The organism is Streptomyces sp. NPDC001056 (assembly GCF_053598955.1).
The window spans coordinates 260606-281414 of record NZ_JBSFLI010000003.1; the positions used below are offsets into that span (position 1 = coordinate 260606).

The 20809-nt window shown below is 72.1% G+C and carries 19 protein-coding genes; 9 read left to right on the forward strand and 10 right to left on the reverse strand.

Going from position 1 to position 20809, the window contains the following annotated elements; genetic code table 11:
• Positions 1–225: 225 nt before the first annotated feature.
• On the reverse strand, positions 226–1770 hold the full coding sequence (locus ACWDD7_RS05965; protein ID WP_450456491.1) for a CehA/McbA family metallohydrolase: 1545 nt from the start codon (positions 1768–1770) through the stop codon (positions 226–228).
• A gap of 281 nt (positions 1771–2051) precedes the next feature.
• Between ACWDD7_RS05965 and ACWDD7_RS05970 the strand changes: the two genes are divergently transcribed.
• Both ACWDD7_RS05970 and ACWDD7_RS05975 read left to right on the forward strand, forming a co-directional pair.
• Complete coding sequence (locus ACWDD7_RS05970; protein ID WP_450456492.1) at positions 2052–4640, forward strand: bifunctional FO biosynthesis protein CofGH; 2589 nt, start codon at positions 2052–2054, stop codon at positions 4638–4640.
• Between the two features lie 89 nt (positions 4641–4729).
• Positions 4730–5296: a hypothetical protein gene (locus ACWDD7_RS05975; protein ID WP_450456493.1), complete on the forward strand. Its 567-nt coding sequence runs from the start codon at positions 4730–4732 to the stop codon at positions 5294–5296.
• Here the strand turns inward: ACWDD7_RS05975 and ACWDD7_RS05980 are convergent.
• The 3 genes from ACWDD7_RS05980 to ACWDD7_RS05990 form a co-directional block, all read right to left on the reverse strand.
• A complete protein-coding gene (locus ACWDD7_RS05980) occupies positions 5289–5810 on the reverse strand; it encodes a DUF2165 domain-containing protein (RefSeq protein WP_450456494.1) in 522 nt (173 codons plus the stop codon). The genes ACWDD7_RS05975 and ACWDD7_RS05980 overlap by 8 nt on opposite strands.
• 82 nt (positions 5811–5892) lie before the next feature.
• Entirely contained in the window at positions 5893–6081 is a 189-nt protein-coding gene (locus ACWDD7_RS05985) for a DUF397 domain-containing protein (RefSeq protein WP_450456495.1), read from the reverse strand.
• Positions 6078–6836: a DUF5753 domain-containing protein gene (locus ACWDD7_RS05990; RefSeq protein WP_450456496.1), complete on the reverse strand. Its 759-nt coding sequence runs from the start codon at positions 6834–6836 to the stop codon at positions 6078–6080. Before ACWDD7_RS05990 ends, ACWDD7_RS05985 begins: the two co-directional genes overlap by 4 nt.
• A gap of 556 nt (positions 6837–7392) precedes the next feature.
• Here ACWDD7_RS05990 and ACWDD7_RS05995 point away from each other — a divergent pair.
• The 3 genes from ACWDD7_RS05995 to ACWDD7_RS06005 all read left to right on the forward strand — a co-directional run bounded on the left by ACWDD7_RS05995 (position 7393) and on the right by ACWDD7_RS06005 (position 8899).
• Complete coding sequence (locus ACWDD7_RS05995; RefSeq protein ID WP_450456497.1) at positions 7393–8196, forward strand: helix-turn-helix domain-containing protein; 804 nt, start codon at positions 7393–7395, stop codon at positions 8194–8196.
• A gap of 98 nt (positions 8197–8294) precedes the next feature.
• Entirely contained in the window at positions 8295–8642 is a 348-nt protein-coding gene (locus ACWDD7_RS06000) for a DUF6247 family protein (protein WP_392217805.1), read from the forward strand.
• A complete protein-coding gene (locus ACWDD7_RS06005; RefSeq protein WP_450456498.1) occupies positions 8639–8899 on the forward strand; it encodes a hypothetical protein in 261 nt (86 codons plus the stop codon). Before ACWDD7_RS06000 ends, ACWDD7_RS06005 begins: the two co-directional genes overlap by 4 nt.
• Here the strand turns inward: ACWDD7_RS06005 and ACWDD7_RS06010 are convergent.
• The gene (locus tag ACWDD7_RS06010; RefSeq protein WP_450456499.1) at positions 8896–9615 is read right to left on the reverse strand and encodes a hypothetical protein; all 720 of its coding nucleotides are present in this window, start codon (positions 9613–9615) and stop codon (positions 8896–8898) included. The genes ACWDD7_RS06005 and ACWDD7_RS06010 overlap by 4 nt on opposite strands.
• Before the next feature lie 237 nt (positions 9616–9852).
• Here ACWDD7_RS06010 and ACWDD7_RS06015 point away from each other — a divergent pair, with 237 nt between their 5' ends.
• Entirely contained in the window at positions 9853–10965 is a 1113-nt protein-coding gene (locus tag ACWDD7_RS06015) for an ADP-ribosylglycohydrolase family protein (protein ID WP_450456500.1), read from the forward strand.
• 15 nt (positions 10966–10980) lie between these two features.
• Here the strand turns inward: ACWDD7_RS06015 and ACWDD7_RS06020 are convergent, their stop codons facing one another.
• Both ACWDD7_RS06020 and ACWDD7_RS06025 read right to left on the reverse strand, forming a co-directional pair.
• Positions 10981–13002 (reverse strand): MFS transporter, encoded by a 2022-nt coding sequence (locus tag ACWDD7_RS06020; protein ID WP_450456501.1) that lies wholly within the window; start codon positions 13000–13002, stop codon positions 10981–10983.
• A 239-nt stretch (positions 13003–13241) separates the two neighbouring features.
• Positions 13242–15785 carry a D-alanyl-D-alanine carboxypeptidase gene (locus tag ACWDD7_RS06025; RefSeq protein WP_450456502.1) on the reverse strand — a complete coding sequence of 848 codons (2544 nt, stop codon included), beginning with the start codon at positions 15783–15785 and terminating at the stop codon, positions 13242–13244.
• A 195-nt stretch (positions 15786–15980) separates the two neighbouring features.
• On the opposite strand from ACWDD7_RS06025, the gene ACWDD7_RS06030 reads away from it, so the two are divergent.
• The 3 genes from ACWDD7_RS06030 (at position 15981) to ACWDD7_RS06040 (ending at position 18247) form a co-directional block, all read left to right on the forward strand.
• The gene (locus ACWDD7_RS06030; protein WP_351863863.1) at positions 15981–16736 is read left to right on the forward strand and encodes a GOLPH3/VPS74 family protein; all 756 of its coding nucleotides are present in this window, start codon (positions 15981–15983) and stop codon (positions 16734–16736) included.
• Positions 16737–17009: 273 nt separating this feature from the next.
• Positions 17010–17867, forward strand: a complete 858-nt coding sequence (locus ACWDD7_RS06035) for a helix-turn-helix domain-containing protein (protein WP_450456503.1) — start codon at positions 17010–17012, stop codon at positions 17865–17867.
• 188 nt (positions 17868–18055) lie between these two features.
• A complete protein-coding gene (locus ACWDD7_RS06040) occupies positions 18056–18247 on the forward strand; it encodes a DUF397 domain-containing protein (protein WP_351863868.1) in 192 nt (63 codons plus the stop codon).
• Positions 18248–18355: 108 nt separating this feature from the next.
• Here ACWDD7_RS06040 and ACWDD7_RS06045 read toward each other — a convergent pair whose 3' ends face one another.
• The 3 genes from ACWDD7_RS06045 to ACWDD7_RS06055 form a co-directional block, all read right to left on the reverse strand.
• Positions 18356–19204 carry a MerR family transcriptional regulator gene (locus tag ACWDD7_RS06045; protein ID WP_450456504.1) on the reverse strand — a complete coding sequence of 283 codons (849 nt, stop codon included), beginning with the start codon at positions 19202–19204 and terminating at the stop codon, positions 18356–18358.
• 86 nt (positions 19205–19290) lie between these two features.
• The gene (locus ACWDD7_RS06050) at positions 19291–19779 is read right to left on the reverse strand and encodes a glutathione peroxidase (protein WP_351863873.1); all 489 of its coding nucleotides are present in this window, start codon (positions 19777–19779) and stop codon (positions 19291–19293) included.
• Positions 19776–20771: an ArsR/SmtB family transcription factor gene (locus tag ACWDD7_RS06055; protein ID WP_351863875.1), complete on the reverse strand. Its 996-nt coding sequence runs from the start codon at positions 20769–20771 to the stop codon at positions 19776–19778. The genes ACWDD7_RS06050 and ACWDD7_RS06055 overlap by 4 nt, the downstream gene beginning before the upstream one ends.
• Between the last annotated feature and the right edge of the window lie 38 nt (positions 20772–20809).

Genomic DNA, 20809 nt, shown 5'->3' on the forward strand with positions numbered 1-20809 from the left:
CGGGGCGTGCGGTGCCCGGACCGGCCGCCGCGCACCGCGTGCCAGCCTCCCTTGCGCTCAAGGTCTGCGCAACGGGGGACCGGGACGGGCGTTCGGACGGCTACCCGGCCGGGGCCGGCGTGCCGGGCGGGCGGGGGCACCGGACGAGGCCGCCACGCGGGTGCGCCTTCCGCACGGTCCTGTTCGGCGGCGGACCCGTCGCCGACGCGGTCACCCTCGACCGGTTCACCGGGACACACCGGCCCGCGCGCCGCCGCCCTCGCCCAGGAAGATCGGGTTGGTGAACGCCGCCAGCGCCCCCGGCACCGGCCCCGCCGCCGTCTCGTGGCGGACCTCGGCGCGGACGTACGCCGCGTACGAGGGCGTCGTACGCCACTCGACCGCGCCCGTGCCCGACACCGGGAGCGGGTCGCTGGTGAGCAGGGTGCCCTGGTCGGTGACCAGGCGCAGGGAGCAGCGCGGGGCGCCGGAGACCTCCAGGCGAACGGTCACCGGGGCGTCGGCGGGGACCTCCAGCCGCTCCCCGATGCCCGCCTGCCGCCCCCGCCCGCCCGTCGCCGTGAAGGTCAGCGAGACGTTCCGGGACTCGGCGACGTACGAGCGGCCCGCGCGGATGCCCGCCTGGACCGCCTCCCGGGTCAGGTCGTCGGCGAGCACGACGGTCTGCGGCAGGCCGACCGCGTCGGGGTCGCGGTGGGCGTCGCTGTTGCCCATGGCGGGGAGCCAGGGGCGGCCCCGGCGGACCGAGGCGACCAGGAGGTTGTCCCACTCGGCCAGCGTGACCTCGTCGTCGGGCGTGTAGGGGCCGTTCCACACCTCCACGGCGTCCGCCTCGGCGAAGCCGAACTTCCAGCCGCAGCCGACGCAGGTGGCGTGCGGGTGGGCGGGCACGACCAGACCCCCGGCCCGGCGGATGTCGTCGGCGAACCGGGCCCAGCGGTTGTCGCGGGCCCGGTAGCGCCAGTCCACGAAGGTGCCGGGCTCGGTGCCGAGCGCGACCACGTGGCCGTTGCGGGTGGTGATCTCCTCGCCGAGCATGATCAGCAGGTCGTCGCCGGCCGCGTCCGCCCAGTGGGGGTGCGAGGAGTGGGTGTTGTGGTCCGAGGAGTTGATGAAGTCCAGGCCCGCCGCGCGCGCGAGGGACGCGATCTCGGCGGGGGTGCGGCGGCCGTCGGAGTACCAGGAGTGCAGATGGCAGTCGCCCCGGTACCAGGCCCGGCCCCGGCCCTTGGCCCGCGAGGGCGGGTACACCGGGCGGGGCGTCGCGCCGGGTTCGCCATAGGTCAGGGTGATCGTCAGCTCGTACGACAGCCCCTGTGGCGCCACCGTGTAGGGACCCAGCGCGATGTGCCAGGTGCCCGCGCGCACCGGTCCCGGCACGTAGCCCGGGGTCGCGTCGTCGGCCCGCACGAAGAACTCCGTGCGGGCGCCGCCCGACCAGCCCCGGAAGCCCCTGCCGCCCAGTTCGGTGCCGTGCTGGTCGAAGAGGCCGATGTCGAGCGCGTTGCCCTGGGCGCCGGCCGGGACCGGGGGTCTGTCGTAGGTGTAGGAGACCTTGAACTCGCTCACTCCCGGGGGGACTTCGACCGGTACGTATACGAAGTCGGGGGCACCCGGCGGCAGGGTTCCGCGCACCGTCCGGGTCTCCTGGTTCTGGCCGTCCGCCGCCGCGAAGCTCACGGTTCCCCACGTAAGGGCGGCGGCCGCGCCCGTCACGAACAGCGCGCGCCTGCCGATTCCGGGGGCGTGATCGTGCGTGTCGTCACACATGGCGCCATTGTGCGCAGCACACATGAACTTCGTTGGAAGAAAAGGGGATTGAGGGAACACGAAGTGTCGCGACCCCTTCACGTCGGAGGTGTGGCGCCGACTGGTCGGTACGGGTGAGGGGCTCCCCGTGCGAGCGCCGGGGCGTGGGACGAGACATGACGCCGCTCCGCCGCGGGGGCGTGAACAAGCCACGCCCCCCCCCCCGCGCCCAGCGTCCTGCGGCGATCCGCACCCGACCCGGACCACCGCCCCCCTGATCACCCCCTACGTATCGTGGACACATGACGACTCCCGCGACCCCCGGACCCGGCCGCCCCACCGAGAACTCCATGCGTCGCGCCCTCAAACGCGCCCGTGACGGCGTCGCCCTCGACGTCGCCGAGGCCGCGGTGCTGCTCCAGGCCCGCGGCGAGGACCTCACCGGCCTCGCCGCCTCCGCCGCCCGCGTGCGCGACGCGGGACTCGAACAGGCCGGCCGTCCCGGCGTCATCACCTACTCCAAGAGCGTCTTCATCCCCCTCACCCGGCTGTGCCGGGACAAGTGCCACTACTGCACCTTCGTCACCGTCCCCGGCAAACTCCGCCGCGCCGGCCACGGCATGTTCATGTCCCCGGACGAGGTCCTCGACATCGCCCGCAAGGGCGCCGCGCTCGGCTGCAAGGAAGCCCTGATCACCCTCGGCGACAAGCCCGAGGACCGCTGGCCGGAGGCGCGCGAGTGGCTGGACGCGCACGGCTACGACGACACGATCGCCTACGTCCGTGCCATCTCCGTCCGCATCCTGGAGGAGACCGGCCTGCTGCCCCACCTCAACCCGGGCGTCATGAGCTGGACCGACCTCCAGCGTCTGAAGCCGGTCGCGCCGAGCATGGGCATGATGCTGGAGACCACGGCCACCCGCCTGTGGTCCGAGCCGGGCGGCCCGCACCACGGCTCCCCGGACAAGGAACCGGCCGTACGGCTGCGGGTGCTGGAGGACGCCGGCCGTTCCTCCGTCCCCTTCACCTCCGGCCTGCTGATCGGCATCGGCGAGACCTACGAGGAGCGTGCCGAGTCCCTCTTCGCGCTGCGCAAGGTCTCCCGCGCCTACCACGGTGTCCAGGAACTGATCATCCAGAACTTCCGCGCCAAGCCGGACACGGCGATGCGCGGCATGCCGGACGCCGAACTGGACGAACTGGTCGCCACCATCGCCGTCGCCCGGCACATCATGGGCCCCGCCGCCTGCCTCCAGGCCCCGCCGAACCTCGTGGACAGCGAATATGAACGGCTGATCGGCGCGGGCATCGACGACTGGGGCGGGGTGTCGCCCCTGACCATCGACCACGTCAACCCCGAACGCCCCTGGCCGCAGATCGAGGAACTGGCCGAGCGCTCCCGCGCCGCCGGCTTCGCACTGCGCGAACGCCTCTGCGTCTACCCGGAGTTCGTCCGCCGCGGCGAACCGTGGCTGGACCCCCGCCTGCGCCCGCACGTGGCCGCCCTCGCCGACCCGGAGACGGGACTGGCCCGCCCCGACGCCTTGCCGAAGGGCCTGCCCTGGCAGGAACCGGAGGACACCTTCACGCCCACCGGCCGTACGGACCTGCACCGCACCATCGACACGGAGGGCCGTACGGCCGACCGCCGCGCCGACTACGACGAGGTGTACGGCGACTGGGACGCCCTGCGCGAGGCGGCCGCCCCCGGCATGGCCCCGCAGCGCATCGACACCGACGTACGCCAGGCCCTGCGCACGGCCGCCGACGACCCGACGCGCCTGACCGACGCCGAGGCCCTCGCCCTCCTCCACGCGGACGGCCCGGCGCTGGACGCGCTGTGCCAAGTGGCCGACGACGTACGCAAGTCGGTCGTCGGCGACGACGTGACGTACATCGTCACCCGCAACATCAACTTCACCAACGTCTGCTACACCGGCTGCCGCTTCTGCGCCTTCGCCCAGCGCCGCACCGACGCCGACGCCTACACCCTCTCCCTCACCCAGGTGGCCGACCGCGCCCAGCAGGCGTGGGACGTCGGCGCGGTCGAGGTGTGCATGCAGGGCGGCATCCACCCCGACCTGCCCGGCACGGCCTACTTCGACATCGCGAAGGCGGTCAAGGAGCGCGTCCCCGGCATGCACGTGCACGCCTTCTCCCCGATGGAGGTCGTGAACGGCGCCAGCCGCACCGGCATGTCCGTCCGCGAGTGGCTGACGGCGGCGAAGGAGGCGGGCCTGGACACCATCCCCGGCACGGCGGCGGAGATCCTCGACGACGAGGTCCGCTGGATCCTCACCAAGGGCAAGCTGCCGACGGCCACCTGGATCGAGGTCGTCAGGACCGCCCACGAACTGGGCATCCGCTCCTCCTCGACCATGATGTACGGCCATGTCGACCAGCCCCGCCACTGGCTGGGCCACCTGCGCACCCTGGCCGGCATCCAGCGGGAGACCGGCGGCTTCACCGAGTTCGTCACCCTCCCCTTCATCCACACCAACGCCCCGGTCTACCTCGCCGGCATCTCCCGCCCCGGCCCGACCACCCGCGACAACCGCGCGGTGACCGCCATGGCCCGCCTCCTCCTCCACCCCTGGATTCCCAACATCCAGACGAGCTGGGTCAAACTCGGCACCGAGGGCGCCGCGGAAATGCTCCGCTCGGGCGCGAACGACCTCGGCGGCACGCTGATGGAGGAGACCATCTCCCGGATGGCGGGCTCGTCGTACGGCTCGTACAAGTCCATCCGCGACCTGATCGCCGTCGCGGAGGCGGCCGGCCGCCCGGCGAAACCGCGGACGACGCTCTACGGCGAGGTCTCCGAGGAGCGGCAGGGCGCGGCGCGGGCCTCCGACGGCCACCTGCCCGACCTGCTGCCGGTGCTCGACTGATCTCGCGGTACGCGGCGAAGGGGCGACTGAGTACGATGATCCGACCCCCGGTCCGAGTGGGGGACCCATAACGGAGGAGATGCGTACCCGTGGCTGCCCGACTGCCCTCCTGGGCCTGGGTCACCGGTCTGACCGTGGGGGCGACCGTGGCCGTCGTCGCCCTCGCCGTGCAGGCGGACCACGGGCCGCATCCCACGGCCGCGAGCGTGAAACCGAGCGCATCCGCGTCGGCGGGCACCCACGCCTCCGCCAAGCCGAAGCCGCCGGCGGGCCCGCCCGCGCTGCCGGCGGACTCGGGCGACGGCCGCCGGATCGTCTACTCGCTCGGGGCGAAGCGGCTGTGGCTGGTCGACGCGACCGGCAAGCAGATCCGGACGTTCGAGGTGTGGCCGGGCACGGTGAGTCCGGCGCCCGGCCGCTACTCGATCACGCTGCGCACCCAGTCCCTCAAGGGCTCGGACGGCGTGCAGATCGAACACATCATGTACTTCACGAAGGTGGAAGGCGTGAACATAGCCTTCTCCAACGCCCTGGACGGCGCCTCGCCGCCCCCGGCGCAGGGCAAGAAGCTGGGCGGCATCCGCATGCACAAGCAGGACGGCGCCGCCCTGTGGGCCTTCGGGGATCAGGGCACGAACGTGACGGTGGTCAAGTAGTAGGCGCGGCCGAACTCCTGCTTCCCGGCAGGTGGTTGACGATCAACGCCACCGAGCTGAGCAGGAAGACGCGGGTGGCGGAATCCTCCCCGTTCCACGCCTTCGCCTGCCACATCGCGAACCACTCACCGCCGATCGCGATGAACCCGGCGCCGAAGAGCAGCAGCAGCATCAGCAGCCCATAGGTCGAAACACGCCGCGCGAACGCGTCGTCCCGCCGTGCCGCCCACAGATACGTCCCCCAGACCAGGACCAGCGCGGCCACCGTCTCCCACACGATGATCAGGACGTACGCGGTGTCCTGCAACGCGGTGCTGGTGATCGCCCGCCACATCAGATCGTGGTCCTTGAAGGTGCTGTCCATCGCCAGCACATGCCGCACGAACTGCTGGTTCGTCCCGAAGTCCGTGATGTTGCCGAACGCGACGAGGGCGATGTACAGCGCGAGTATCCCGGTGAGCACACCGGCGGCCAGCCTGTGACTGGAGTGACGCGCGGGATCGGTGGTGGTCATGGCTGGATTCTCCCCGGCCGAAGCCAGGTTGGCGCGTGCCCATTGCGCCAGAATGCAGCCCGGCCTCGGGGAGGGACGGGCGTTATGCGCAGTGAGCGGCGAACTCCACGAACTCCGCCCACGTGGCGTCGCCGACGGTGAGACGGGCGCGGTCCTTGTCCTTGGAGTCACGGACGTGGACGACGGCGGGGGTGAGGGCGACTTCGACGCAGTCGGGCTCGGTGTTGCCGCTGTAGCTGCTCTTGAACCAGGTCAGGGCAGAACCGGTCATGTCACCTCTCCAAGGACTTTCTCGATGAACGCCAGGGATTCCCGGGGGGATAGGGCCTGTGCCCGGATCATTCCATAACGCATCTCCAGCGTCAGGACTTCTCCGGGGTCGCTGAGCACCCGGCCGTGCAACTCGGAGGCCGTGTACCCGAGTGTCTTGCCGTCCCGCTGCTTCAGCACACGGAACGAGCCGTTCACCCCGGCGTGGTCCTCCCGGGCCGTCGGCATCACCTGGATCTCCACCTGCCTCAACCTGCCGACCTCCAGCAGGTGTTCGAGCTGCTCCCGCAGCACCGAGGCGCCGCCGACCGGGCGCCGCAGAGATGCCTCTTCCTGCACGAAGGTGAGCTGCACCCGAGGAGTGCGTTCGAAGACCGCCTTGCGCGCCATGCGGGCGGCGACGTGCTGCTCGATCTCCTCCTCCGAGAGCGCGGGCTTTCGCATCTCGTACAGCGCCTGCGCGTAACCGTAGGTCTGGAGCAGGCCATGGACGTGAAGGACGGTGTAGGCGCCCATCTCCAGGGACTCATCCTCCAGCTTCTTCAAGTCCCGGACACTCTTCGGGTAGCGAGCCTTCTCCACGTCCTCCTGCATCGCGGAGACCTTCCCGCCCGCGCCCACCACCTCGTCGGTCGCGTTCAGGAAGTCCGGCTTGGGAGCTCTCCGCCCCCGTTCCACGGCCGAGACCATCTCCTCGCTGTACCCACGGCTGTCAGCCCCGCGGTGACGGTCCCCAGGATGACGAACGACAGCCACGGGTGAACCTGTAACCAACGCAGCCAGGTCGGCCAACGCGACTGTGCCGACACGAGGTTCGTCACGAGACCGGCCAGCGTCGTCGTGACCACACCGATGACGGCGACCGCGGCGAGCGCTGCACCTCGCCTGATCCTCATGAGCCCCCCGAATCCCGGCGCACGTCGGAAGTCAAGAGGACCAGTCACCGCAGACCTGGGTCAAGGTCGGTTCCACGCCAGGGGTGACCGGGTCCCGCGTCTCCACGACCCGGTGATCGAGAGGCCGGGCGCCGGCATTGGTGAGCCGACCAGGGAGCGCTGGTCGTGCCGGGTCGCGGTGGTCCACGTCCTGGTGGCGCGCGACGCCAAAGACCAAAGAACCGGGGAAAGAACCAAACCCACCCCCGCCGCCCCCGTCGCTCACTCTGCGGAGTGAATATGCCCGGCGAAACTGGCGTGGCGGGGCATTTGTGGTGCAGCGTCAGCGATGACAACCCGCAGACATGTGTCGGCCCTCGCCGGGACTGCCATCCCAGTGCGAGGGCCTGATCACCGAGGAAGAAAGCCCCTTCCCTGTGACTGACAAGCAGCGTAACGCGCCCTCGCGTCCCAAGTCCGGGCATTCCTCCGGCGTCACCCATGTGAACGAGCCGCATTACGACAATTTCACCGTGGTCGGCAATCACTTGGCCCAGCACCCGGAGCTGTCGCTGACGGCGATCGGCCTGGCCACGCACATCCAGTCGCTGCCCGAGGGCACCCCGATCGGCATCAAGGCGCTGGCCGCGAAGTTCCGCGAGGGCGAGATCCGGATCGCGGCGGCCTTGCGGGAGTTGGAAGAACACGGGTATCTCGCGCGTCCCAGGGAGCGTCTTCAATCGGGGCAAGTGAGGACCCGGGCGATCTCGTACAACAAGCCCCGCAGCGCGGTGCGGGCGGCGGCTCCGCCACTCGCCGAACCCGAGGACAGGCCGGCGGCCACGCCCGCGCCCGTGCCGCCTCCGGCACCGCCCCGGCGTACCCCGGCGGCCGACCTCCTGGCCGGCCTGCGGGCCAGCGACCCACGGCTCCTGCTGACGGAACGGGACGTGCACCGTCTCGTCCCGGCCGTCACCGAGTGGCTGGAGCGAGGCGTGCCGCCGACGGTGGTCACCCAGGCGTTGACGTCCGGCCTCCCGCAGGACCCGATCAAGCACCCGGCGGCCCTCCTCTCCCACCGCCTCGCCACCCAGCTCCCACCAGCCCTCCCGGTCCCACCCCCGCAGGCCCCCACCCCCCGCCAGGTCCCCCTCCAGAACTGCGACGGCTGCGACCGAGCCTTCCGCTCGCCACAACAGGGCCGCTGCCGCGACTGCCGCTCGTCCGCCGAGGCGGCATGAGGATGGGAGCGGGCCCGGCGACGAGCGCCGCGTCACCGTCGCACCGCCGGTTCCACCGGTACCGTACGAGGACCGCCCCATCCGCACCGGAGGTCACCGTGAGCGCCCAGACCGACGGCCCGTACGGACCGCTGATCCCCATGCCCGAGCTGACCCCGGACGCGCTGCGGGCGGCGGTGACGCGTATCGCCCCGAGCCGGGTTCCCGCGCTCACCCAGCACCTCTTCGAAGCCACGACCAATGCCCAACAGACGCAGAGCCTTGCTCCGCTGCGCGCCTTCGTGCACTCGTGGGCCGTGTTCGTCGCCATCGAGCGGCACCCTCATCGGGCGGCCCGCCTGCGAGAGCTTGAAGCCATCGTGGACGCCGGGGAGCAGGATCCGACGCTCGCCATCACCGAGATCCAGGCGATCCGCGAAGCAGCCGAGGCGGAGGCCGGACTGTGACGGACTGGGCTTGGGACTACAACCCGAGCGCGGAATACATCACGGGCGGACTGCCACCCGGCGTGGTTGCGGAAGTCGAGCGCCTCGCGGTCGAACTGGCGGCGCTCGGCCGCGATGCCGTCAAGGTGGGGCGGCCTATCGACCGAGAGGGCGGTCTGCGTGAATTCGATGTCCTCGGCGGACGCGGCTTCATCAGCTTTCTCGCCGTACCGCGTCATGAGTGTGTCTACATTTGCAACATCACCTGGTACGGCTAAGTCGGCTCGGAACCGAGGGCTCCGCCCACCGGTGCGGGGTGCTGGGAACGCACCTGGGCGTCGGCTTCGGGCATGAACGACAGGATCGTGTCCACCTCGGTCCGGGTCGATGGGATGCACCGCAGGAGAATGAGGGTGCTGCCTTCGCGTACGACCAGCGCGTCGTCGTACCGGACGTCCTTGGGGCGGTCGTTGAAGAACGTGCTGGCCCGTATCCGGATGCTGTCATCACCGAGGTGGGGCCCGGGGACGGCGGTGAACCGATTCGTGGCGTCGGGTATTTCGAGTGCAGGTGTGCCAGGCGTGACGACCTTCGCGCACTCGACCGCCAACCGGCGTATGCGGTGCATGGCTTGGGCGGCACCGTTTCCGGAGAACGAGTACAAGGTCTCGCCGCCCGCCAGGATGCCGCCGCCGGAGCTGTGTCCCCCGCTGAACGAGGTCGTCGCGGACGCCACCGCGGCCTTGGCGCCCGCGTCCGCCATGTCTCCGCCGTCCATGACGCCACAGTCGGGCATGCCTTCCGCGGGACTGCCCGCTTCCGGATCGACCGGATCGGCCTCGGAAGTCCAGCCTCTCGGCAGGACGGCGGGCAGCAGATGCGTGCGCAGTTCTGCCGCGGACATCGGCCGGAGCGGCTCGGCCTTGTGTGCGTGGACGGGTCGGGTGTTGCTCGCGCAGGCCACGGCCGAGGCCATGACCAGGACAGCGGTCACGAACCGGGCCACGGTGGCGGTTGATACCACGTTTTCCCCCAGCAAGATCAAGGTGCCGCAGTCTAGCCAGCGCGGATCCGCTCGGATTCGGGCCGGCTCGGGTTCCGGACGGTGCCGAAGCGGTCATCGACGGACGTGAATGACCCGTGAGGGTCTCCCTGACGCACCGAGCAGGATGCTCGCGGTCGATAGAGTGCGGACCGTCGTACGGGCGGACGGTGCCTGAGGAGGGTCTGGGTGGCTACGACGACCGGTGCCGTCTGGGGCCGTGCCGAGCAGCAGGACTTTCGCAGCAGGGTGCGCGGCGCTCTGCTGGGGGCCGCCGTGGGCGATGCGCTCGGCGGGCCCGCGGACGCGCTCACGCTGGCGGAGATCCGCGCGGCGCACGGGCCCGAGGGGCTGCTCGACCTCGCCGCCGGGCACGGACGGCGCGGCGCCATCACCCACCACACCCAGCTGACCCTGTTCAGCGTGGACGGGCTGATCCGCGCCCAGGTGCGGCGCGACACCGGCGCGTGGCACCCGCCGACCGATCTGCACCGGGCGTACCTGCGCTGGGCCGCCACCCAGCGGGACTGGGGGCCGGACGAGCGCCGCGAGGAGGACGGCTGGCTGGCGCGCGAGGAGTGGCTGTACGCCCGCCGCGCGCCGACCCGGCCGCTGCTCATCGGCTTCGGCGACGAGAACATGGGCACGCTGGAGAAGCCCAAGAACCCGGCCGAGCAGGGGCCGGAGGCCGTCGCGCGCTCGGCGCCCTTCGGACTGCTGGTCGGCTGGGAGCCGCAACTCGTCGTGCAGCTCGCGGTGGAGTGCGCGGCGCAGACCCACGGGCACCCCGTCGGGTATCTGTCGGCGGGCGCGTTCGCCGTGATCGTGCACGGCCTCGCGCGCGGCGAGAGTCTGGACGGCGCCGTGCAGCAGGCCCTCGCCCTGCTCGCCGTCCGCCCCGGCCACCAGCCGGTCTCCGGCGCCCTCCAGCACGCGCTCGGCGCGGTACGGCAGGGCATGCCGAGCCCCGCGCGGGTGGAGGAACTGACCGGCGACGGCATGGCCGACGGCCTGCTCGCGGCCGCCGTCTACTGCGCCCTGGTCGGCGAGGACGTACGGCACGGCCTGTGCCTCGCCGTCAACCAGAGCGGCCCCTCCGCCGCCGCCGGAACCCTCACCGGCGCCCTCCTCGGCGCCCTCCACGGCGAGACCGCCCTCCCCCCGGCCTGGCTCGCCGAGCTGGAGGGCCGCCCCACCATCCTCGAACTCGCCGACGACTTCGCCATGGAGATGACCCAGGGCCCCGCACTGCACGGCCCGGCGGGGTCGGCCCCGGGGTGGCTGGCGCGGTATCCGCGATAGGACCGGGGTCGGGATTCACTTCAGGGCGTCGGGGCACGGCGTGCCCCGTGGCAGCTGGTACGGGGCCGCCAGCCGGTACGTGCCGGCGTGCGGAGCGATCAGCATCGTCCACTTGTCGCCGTTCGCGTCCTCCGGGGTCTGCATGAGGCAGCCGTTGAGGTTGAGGTACTTCTTCTCCGTGCCCGGAGGCGAGGGGATCACCTGCGGGGCCTTCAGGCTCTTGCCGTGCGGGTCGACCACGCTGAGCCAGGGGGAGTAGGGGATGCGGATGAGGATGCGGCCGGCCTTGCGGACGTCCAGCGTCATCTCGCCCTGTTCGGCGCGGTCCACCACCGCGTTCGGCTCGGCCAGCGGGGTCGGGTCGGTCACCCGGAACAGCTGCCAGTTGGCGTCGCCCCAGATCTGCGTCAGGTACGGCATCCCGCGCCGCAGCAGCTGACGCTCGCGCTCGCCGCCGTCGCCGTCCGGGTTGTCCCTGGGCAGCACCACGAAGTGCACGGCCCACCGCTGGAGCCACTCGTGGTAGTTCGCCGAGTTGAGCGTGTCGTCGTAGAAGAGCGGGTTGCGCTCCATGTCGGCCTGGCGGTTCCAGCCGCGCGCCAGGTTGACGTACGGCGCGAGCGCGGAGGCCTCGCGGTGCGAACGCGCCGGTACCACCTCGACGCGCCCCCGCTCCGCGCCGACCTTCTGCAACTGGTTGACCAGCGGCGCCAGCTCGTGCGCCCAGGACGCGGTCGGGGTCGTGTGGACGATGTCGTCCACCGACTTGTAGCCGATCCAGCCGACGAACCCCAGGAACGCCACCACCGTCGCGTACCACTTCCGCGACCTCGGCACCGTGAACGGCAGCGCCGCGATCAGCGTCGCACCCGCGAACAGCATCGGCAGGCGCGAGATGTTCGAACCGATCTGCGAGCTGACCACCCACACGGCCACGACCATGACGCTGTAGACGCCCGCCGTCAGCCGGACCGTGATCCACTCCTTCGGGACCAGGAACAGGCACAGCAGGCCGTACAGCAGCGGCAGGCTCACCGAGCCGATCGTCATCGGCTGGGTGCCGGAGAAGGGGAAGAGGAAGTACGACGCGGCCACCACCGCCGCCGGCGCCAGCCCCAGCGCCCACGCGCCCGGCCGTCGCTTCTGCAGGAACAGCGCGACCGCGACCAGGCCCACGAACAGCCCGGAGACCGGCGAGGCCATGGTGGACAGGCCCGCGAGCGGCGCCGCCACCGCCGCCTTCGCCCAGCGTTTGTGCCGCCACCGGTACGGCCAGCAGAACACCGCCGCCACCGCGCCGAGCGCGATCATCGTGCCGAGCCCGAAGGTCACCCGGCCCGACATCGCGTTGCACAGCAGCGCGAAGACCCCGGCGAGCGAGGCCCACAGGGGGTTCTGCACCGCCCGGCTGCGGATCAGGACCAGCGTCAGCAGGCCCGCGGAGACGGTGCCGGCGACCATCATCGTCGTACGCACACCGAGGACCGCCATCAGATACGGCGACACCACGCTGTACGACACCGGGTGCATGCCCCCGTACCAGGCGAGGTTGTACGCCGAGTCGGGGTGCCGGCCGACGAACTCCGCCCACGCGTCCTGGGCCGCGAGATCGCCGCCGCTGTTCGCGAACGTGAAGAACCAGATGACGTGCAGCACGCCCGCGAGCGCGGTGACCCACAGGACGGGGTGGCGCAGCATGCGGGCGCGGAGGGGGTCGAGGGGGGTGAGGAGGCGCGTGAGTCTGCCGGGCGCGTGAGGGGTGGTACTCGCTGCGGGCGCGGGGGTACGGCCCTCCGCGGGGGTACGGCCCTCCGCGGGGGTACGGCCCTCCGCGGGGGTACGGCCCTCCGCGGTGGTACGGCCCTCCGCGGTGGTATGGCCATCCGCGGGGGTACGGCCCTCCGCCCCGGTACGGTCCTCCGCGCGGGTACGACCCTCCGCGCCGGTGTCCGCGTCAGGCGTGGACAGGCGTATTCGTGGGCCGTTTCCCGGACCCGGTCCGGCGTCGTCGGCGCGTGTCGGCTCCGCAGTGGCCACCTGAAGGCACTCCCCGTGTCCCGTCTTCTGTTCTCGGCCGTTTTCTCCGGTGTACCCGGCCGCTTCTCGTCCAGTTCGCGGCCGTGTCCCGGGAACCGGCGACCTGCCCCGATTCGTGACGCTAGCACGCACCCCGCCGCGGGGCTCCCGGGTGGGGGGCGCCGTGACGGGGTGCGCGGGCGGGCGGGGTGGTGCGGGGCGGAGCGGGGGTGGCGGTGGGCGCGGGCGGTGGCGTGGGCTCAGCCGAGGCGGGTGAGCTTCGCGCCGAAGCCCGGCTCGGCCAGGTCCCGCTGGAGCGCCACCGGGACCTTCACGCCGGCCGTCGTGCCGTCGCCCACCGTGAGCGTGCCGACCTCGGTGCCGGCCTTCGCGGTGTGCGGGACGGTGCCGGAGGTGAAGGACAGCTCGACCTTCAGGCCCGACCAGCCGACCGCGGTGACGTCCCGCGTCACCACGATCGGGGTGTGGCCGCCGAGCTGGTCGTCCACGTAGCCGACCACGTCGCCCTTCTTCAGGATCTTCGCCGAGGTCAGCGCCTGCTCGGCGCCCAGCAGCGCGGTCTTGCTGACGTTGTTGGCCGTGTCGAGGATCGACGGGCCCTTGTGCTGGCCGAGGATCGCGCCGACGACGGTGACGGTCTGGCCGCCGACCTTCTTGCGGGCGGCGAAGAGCAGGTTGCCGCCGGCCGCGGTGGTGGTGCCGGTCTTGATGCCGATCGCGCCGATCCAGTAGGGCAGCGAGTTGTAGTTCGGCCAGTTGTGGCCGGTCGGGTCGGTCCAGCTGGCGGCGCTGGTGATGGCGACCAGGGCGGGCACCTTGACGACCGCGCGGCCGAGCTTCACCTGGTCCTGGGCGGTGGAGACGGTGGTCTCCTTCAGACCCGAGGGGTCGGTGTACGTCGTACCGGTCATCCCCAGCTGCTTGGCGGTGGCGTTCATCTTCTTCACGAACGCCGCCTCCGAGCCCGCGTCCCAGCGGGCCAGCAGCCGGGCGATGTTGTTGGCGGAGGGGATCATGACGGCCGACAGGGCCTGCTTCTCGGTGAGGGAGTCACCGGCGTGCACGGTGTCGAGGGTGGACTCCCCGCTCTTGCTGTAGCCGCCCTCCTTCTCCGCCGTGGCGTCCACCTTGATCTTCGGACCCTCCTGGCCCGGCTTGAGCGGGTGGTCGCGCAGGATGATGTACGCGGTCATCGTCTTGGCGACCGAGCCGATGGCGACGGGGGTCTGCTTGCCGAAGTTCCCCATCGTGCCGATGCCGTCGCCGTCCATCCAGCCCTGGCCCTCGTCCGGCCACGGCAGGTTCACCCGGCCCCCGCCGAAGGTGTAGGTGTCCTTCGCGGTGAGCGCGAGGGCGGGGGACGGAAGAGGGCGCAGAGTCTGTACGACCGCGAAGACGATCACCAGGAGGATGACCAGCGGGGTCCAGATCTTGACCCGCCGCAGGAAGGTGCGGACCGGGGTCTCCGGGGGCGGCGGAGTGTTCGTCAGCTCCGCCAGGAGGTCGAGCGGGGGCTTGGGCGGCAGGGGCTGCTGGGTGGTGCGCTCGGGGCCGAGCCGGGGGACGGCGGCGGTCTCGTCGGCCGGCGCCGCCTTCGGCTTCGGCTTCTGCCGCATGTCGTCCTTGAGCGCGACGAACTTGCTGGTGCGCTCGGGGTCCGACGCCTCGCGCTTCCCCGCCGCGGGGCCGACCTTGAGCATGGTGGTCGGCTGGTCGACGTCGGGGGCCTTGGGACGTACGGCCTTGAAGACGGTGGTCGGCTGGTCGACGCCGTCGGCGGCGGCCTTGGCCTCGCCGTCGCCGTCGGCGTTCGCGGCCTTGTCCGTGGCGGCCTCGGCCTCGTCCTCGGCCGTCTTCCCGCCCGCACCGCCGGTACGGCCCTCGTCGCCGCCCGCGGGCGGCCCCTGCGGGTCCTTCCCGCCGTCGGCGTCCGGGGCGTCGTCGTTCGCCTCGTCGTTCGCGGCGCCTTCGGCTTCCGCTTCGCCGTCGGCGGCCTCGGCGTCGATGCCGCCCTTCGCGCCGGCGTCGCCCGCCGGGGTCTCCGCCTCGGCCGCCTCGGTCGTCGCGGCCGTCGCGGTCTCCTCCGCCGTGCCGTCCGTCGGCGCCGGGCGCTTCCGCGGCCCGGAACCGGCTTCCGCCTCCGGGGCGTTGGCGTCGTCACCGGCGGGCGCCTTCGCGTCCGCCGCGGACTCGGCCGCGGAGCCGGAGGCCACGGCGGCGTCATCGGCAGCAGCCGCAGCAGCCGCAGCAGCCGCCTCCGGCTCCGCTTCCTCGTCCGCGACCGCCGCCGAGCCGGTCTTCCCGCCCGCGTCCGTGCCGCTCGTCGCTTCGGCCTCCACCGCGCCCTCCGCGTCCGCGTCGTCCTTCGCGGCCCCGCCGTCCTTCGCGTCCGCGTCGTCCTCCGCGGCCCCGCCGTCCGTCCCCGCGGACGCCGGCCCGGCCTCGGAACCCTCGGCGTGCTTCTCGGAACCCTTGGCGGGCGTCTCGGAACCCTCGGCGGGCGTCTCGGCGGCGTCCGTCGGCTCGTCGGCGTCCCGCACCCACGCCGAGACCGCGTGGCGAAGAGCCGTGTCCTCCTCGACCGCAGGCGTCCGGAGGACCTTCGTCGCGGTGTCCCCGCCCCCGTTCGAGGAATCCTTTTGCCCGGCGCTCGCGGAGCCGCCCGAATCCCGGGCCACCGCGAGGCGGGGATCGCGGGCCTCGGGAACCGAATCCGCGCTCCCCGACGTCGCTTCTGCCGACGACTCACGCTGCTTCGACCTGTCGGGGGACTCGCCCGCCACCGATGCCTCCTCATGCGCCGCGCGCCAACGCGCGCGCCCTGTCCGAACCATGTACCAGTGTCCTGTGTGAGGGCTTGGCCCCTGCGGTAGACGAGAACGACATACCTACCGGTTCCCTCACGAACCGGTCACGTGCCCTCGACAGACCAATGTGAGAGGGGTCACCCTGTCATTCATCCACGCGGGGAGGCATGGATGGGCAGGAGCCGCAGAACACTTCCGGAGGAGCTTCTGCTGCTGGCATTGGACCCGGCCACGGGTACCACTGCGCAGCCGCAGTCGCTCGACCTCGGTCTGGCCGGTGCACAGCTAGTGGAGCTGGCGCTGGCCGGACGGATAGCCCCAGACGGGGATCGTATCGCCGTGGTGGTGCCACGGCCGACAGGAGATCCAACTCTGGACTGCGCGTTGGAGTTGCTGCGAAGGCGCGGCGCTCCGGTACGCGCCGTCCACTGGATCGGCGGGCCCCGGCTGGGGCTGCGCCAGACGTACCTCTCGCATCTGGAGCGGTGCGGCATGGTCGCCGCGGTGCCGGGCCAGATGTGCGGGGTGCTGCCGACGACGCGTTACCAGGCGACGGACACGGCCATCAGCCGGGAGATCCGGGGCCGGCTGGACTCCGCGATCCGCACCGGCGTACCGCCGGACCCGCGGACCGCGGCGCTCGCCGCCCTGGCGCACGCCGTCGGGCTCGGCAAGCACCTGTATCCGGGCAACGAGGGCCGATCGTCCCGTTCCCGGCTGCGGGATCTGATCCGGCACGATCCGATGGGCGGGCTCGTCGCGCACGCTGTGATGGACGTGCAGAACGGCGCGGCCGTACAGCCGCGCCGCGGTCCGGCCGCCACCGGCCGGCCGACCGGCCCAGGAACCCGGCCCGCGGCCGAACCCGCGCGCGGGGTACCGATGCAGCCGCGCCACGGGTCCATGGCCCGCGCCGTGGCCCACTGATCCGCCACCGCGCCGCACCGCACGTCCCCACAGGCCCGGTTCGGGAGCCGCAGGCCCGAGCGGGGTGGTGGGACCTCCGGGTCCCGCCACCCCGCTCGGCCGTGTCCCGACGCCCAGCGGACCAAGGGGCCTCGGCGAACCGGCGCGCGGACAGACGCGTACGCGTGCCGCATATCCAGCGTTTCCCAGCGCTGCCGAGCGCCTTGGTGGCAATCTGCTCAGCAGCAGATACGGAAAGTGTCAGTACAGGCAGCAGCCGGAGGTGCGCGTCCCGTGGCGTCCAATGTCAATCCCACCGTAAGGCGGCGCCGGCTGGGCCAGGAGCTTCGAAAACTCCGCGAGCAGAAGAACATGACGGCCGAAGAGGTCGCCGAGCGCCTGCTCGTGTCCCAGTCGAAGATCAGCCGTCTGGAGAACGGCCGCCGCAGCATCAGCCAGCGCGATGTGCGCGATCTGTGCGGTGTCTACGAGGTCGAGGACCAGCGGGTCGTGGACTCCCTGATGGAGATGGCCCGGGACTCCAGGCAGCAGGGGTGGTGGCACACCTTCGGGGACATCCCGTACAGCGTGTACATCGGCCTGGAGACCGACGCCGAATCGCTGCGGGTCTACGAACCCCAGATCGTCACCGGCCTGTTGCAGACCCCGGCGTACGCCGAGGCGCTGGTGCACGGCGCGTTGCCCGAGACGTCGGCCGCGGAGATCGAGAAGCGGGTGGGCGTGCGCATGCGCCGCCAGGAGCGGATCACCGACGAGAAGAACCCGCTGCGCCTGTGGGTCGTCCTGGACGAGGCCGCGCTGCACCGGGTCGTCGGCAGCAGGCTCGTGATGCGCGAACAGCTGGAGCACCTCCTCGCCCTGTCCGAGCTGCCCCATGTCACCGTGCAGATCCTGCCGTTCGAGGTGGGCGCGCACCCGGGGCTCAACGGCCAGTACGCGATCCTGGAGTTCGCCGACGCGGCCGACTCCAGCGTGGTCTACCTGGAGGGCGTCACCAGCGACCTGTACCTGGAGAAGGCCCAGGACGTGCAGAAGTACGCCGTGATGTACGAGCATCTGCGGGCGCAGTCCCTCAACGTGGATGCCTCGCGGCAACTCATCGACAGGGTGGCGAAACAGTACGCGGAGTGAGGCCGGACACGGAGGGCGCGTGATCCTACACGGTGGGTGTGCTCCCGTGGAAGGCACGCCTGGAATATGCCATCCGGTCGAGTGAACGCCCCCTCCGATGGCGGCAGTTGCCCGGTAGCGTCGATCACGCCAATCGGACATCGGGTTGGCGCGAACCGCACTACCGCAACTCGCACACAGGAGTGGACATGGCACTGATTCAGGGCGCTTCGGAGACGTGGCTGAAGTCCTCCTACTCCGCGGGCAACGGCGCCTGCGTGGAGGTCAAGTCGCCCGCCGCCGCCGAGCTGGCGGTCCGTGACTCCAAGGTCGCCGAGGGCCCGGTCCTGGCCTTCCCCGCCGCCGCGTGGAACGCCTTCGTGGCCTCGGTCAAGGCGTAAGGGGCTCGTCCCTGACCCTCGTCCCGACGAACACAACTGCACACGCACCACCCAAGAGCCCTCTCGACAGTCGCCGTCCTTGCCGAGAGGGCTCGGTCGTGCCCCGGTTCAGCGCACCGGGAACGCCACGTCGCACACCGGGTCCCCGGCCCCCGCCGCCGCCCAGTCCGCGAAGTAGACCTCCCGGCAGGACGCGGCCGTCTCCAGCCCCTCCCGGGCCACCCACTCCTCCACCGCCTCGAACGCGGCGAGGATCTGCGGATGCGCCACCTGCGCCTTGGTGATCCGGGTGTACGCGAGCCGGGCCGCGGGCTCCACCCGCACCCGGATCTCCCGGGTCCGCCCGTGCCGCTCCACCCAGGCCCGTGCCGCCGCCTCGTCCGCCACCGGCACACAGGCCTCCGCGGGCCCGTCGCTCTCCATCGACACCTCGGCGTGATAGACGACGAACGGCGCCCCGGCGACGCCCCCGCACTCCCGCGCGGCCGCCTCAAGCCGGCCCAGCGAGGCGCCGATCCAGGTCGGCAGCTCGTCCGCCAGCGTGTGCCGCGACTCGGTGATCACCACCTGCGCCGGCACGTCCACCGTCTCGACCGCGAACTTCCCGTACATCTCGTCGCTCCTCCCGGACAGCCGTCCACGGAGGTACTCGGCGAGAGTCCGCTGCCCGGCCACCCGGGCCTCCACGTCCGCCCAGTAGGCGGCGAGCAGCCCGGCCGCCTCGGCACCCCCGGCCCCGACCACCTCGGCGATCCGGGACAGCGGCATGTCCAGCTGCCGCAACAGGGCCACCAGCCGGGCGCGTTCGACCTGGCCGGCCCGGTAGTAGCGGTAGCCGCTCGACGCGTCGACGTACGCGGGCGCGAGCAGGCCGAGGCGGTCGTACAGCCGCAGGGCCTTGGCGGACAGCCGGGCCCGCGCGGCGAACGCCCCGATGGTGAGCAGGTCCTCGTGCACCGATGTCGTCCTCCGTCGCCGGACGGTTCCCTCCCGCCCGGCGACAGGGACGCTCCGCCCTGCCCCAGGGGCAGGGTCAAGCCGGGTCAGCCGAGCTGGGCCTCGATCGCGGCCACGACCTCCGCGGACTCCGGCTCGGTCTGCGGCGAGAACCGGGCGACGACGGTGCCGTCCCGGCCGATCAGGAACTTCTCGAAGTTCCAGCGGATGTCGCCGCTGTGGCCCTCCGCGTCCGCGAAGCCCACCAGCCGCTCGTACAGGGGGTGCCGGCCCTCGCCGTTCACCTCCACCTTCTCGGTCAGCGGGAAGGTCACGCCGTACGTCGCCGAGCAGAACTCGGCGATCTCCTCGGCGCTGCCCGGCTCCTGCCCGAGGAACTGGTTGCACGGCACGCCCAGCACGGTGAAGCCGCGCTCGGCGTACCGCTCCTGGAGCTTCTCCAGGCCCGTGTACTGGGGGGTCAGGCCGCACTTGGAGGCCACGTTCACGATGAGGACGGCCTTGCCGGCGTACTGCGGCAGGTTCGCGGCGCCGCCGGTGAGGGCGTCGATCTCGGTGTTCAGCACAGTGGTCATGGGCGCGATGGTATGCGGCGGGGTGTCGCCGTCGCCGCCTCCACCACCACATCCCCGGCCGGTGTCCGGCCGTACAACACCGACCGCCCCGCCCTCCGCCGCTCCACCAGACCCGCCTCCCTCAGCACCTTCAGATGCCGCCCCACCGACCCCAGCCCCTGCCCCGTCACCGCCGTCAGCTGACTCGTGGTCATGGGGGAGCCGAGGAGGACCAGCACCCCCGCGCGGGCCGGGCCGAGCAGGGCGCCGAGGGCGGCCGGTACCGGGTGGTCGGCCCTGTCGGCGAGGGCGCCCGCGCAGGGGTAGACCACGGCGTACCGCTCCCCGTCGTCCCAGGAGACCCAGCCGTGCCGCTGCGGGGTGACCGGCACGAAGAGCATCTCGGCGCCGGAGATCTCGCGGGGCGGGTACTCGTGGCGGTTGATCTGGAGCCGGTTCTGGCCGAGCCACCGGGTGCGGCCGGGCCGCAGCGAGTCCAGCACGCTCACCCAGCCGCCCCGGCCGGCCTGCGCGGTCCGGGCCACCACGTCCGCCTCCAGCACCCGCCGCTGCCGCGCCCAGTACGGCCGTACGGCATCCCGCCACACCCACTCCAGGAGCGCGGCCGCCCGCTCGGGCAGGTCGTCGCGGTCCAGTACGGCGGGCAGCGGGCCGGCGAGGGAGGTGCGCAGATGGGCGCGGGCGAGGTCCGGCGCGACCGAGCGCACCCGGACGACCTCCTCGGCGAAGTCCTCACCGTCCCGAGGCGTGGGGGTGAGGAAGTCGGCGATCCAGTCCCGCCCGAGGCCCGCCCGCACCAGCCGGTCCGTGACCGGGTCCGCGGCCAGCAGGGCGCGGTAGCCGGGCAGATGGACCCGCAGCCACTCCCGCTCGCCGGGATGCGCCGGCTCGCCCGCGTGCAGCAGCTTCAGCCGCGCGAACGTCTCCGCGAGCGGCGAGATCACGAACCGGCTGCGCGCGAGCGTGTCCGCGTTGAGTTCCCACCAGCCCACCGCTGCCCCTGTCCCCGGCCGTACGACCTTTCGCGCTG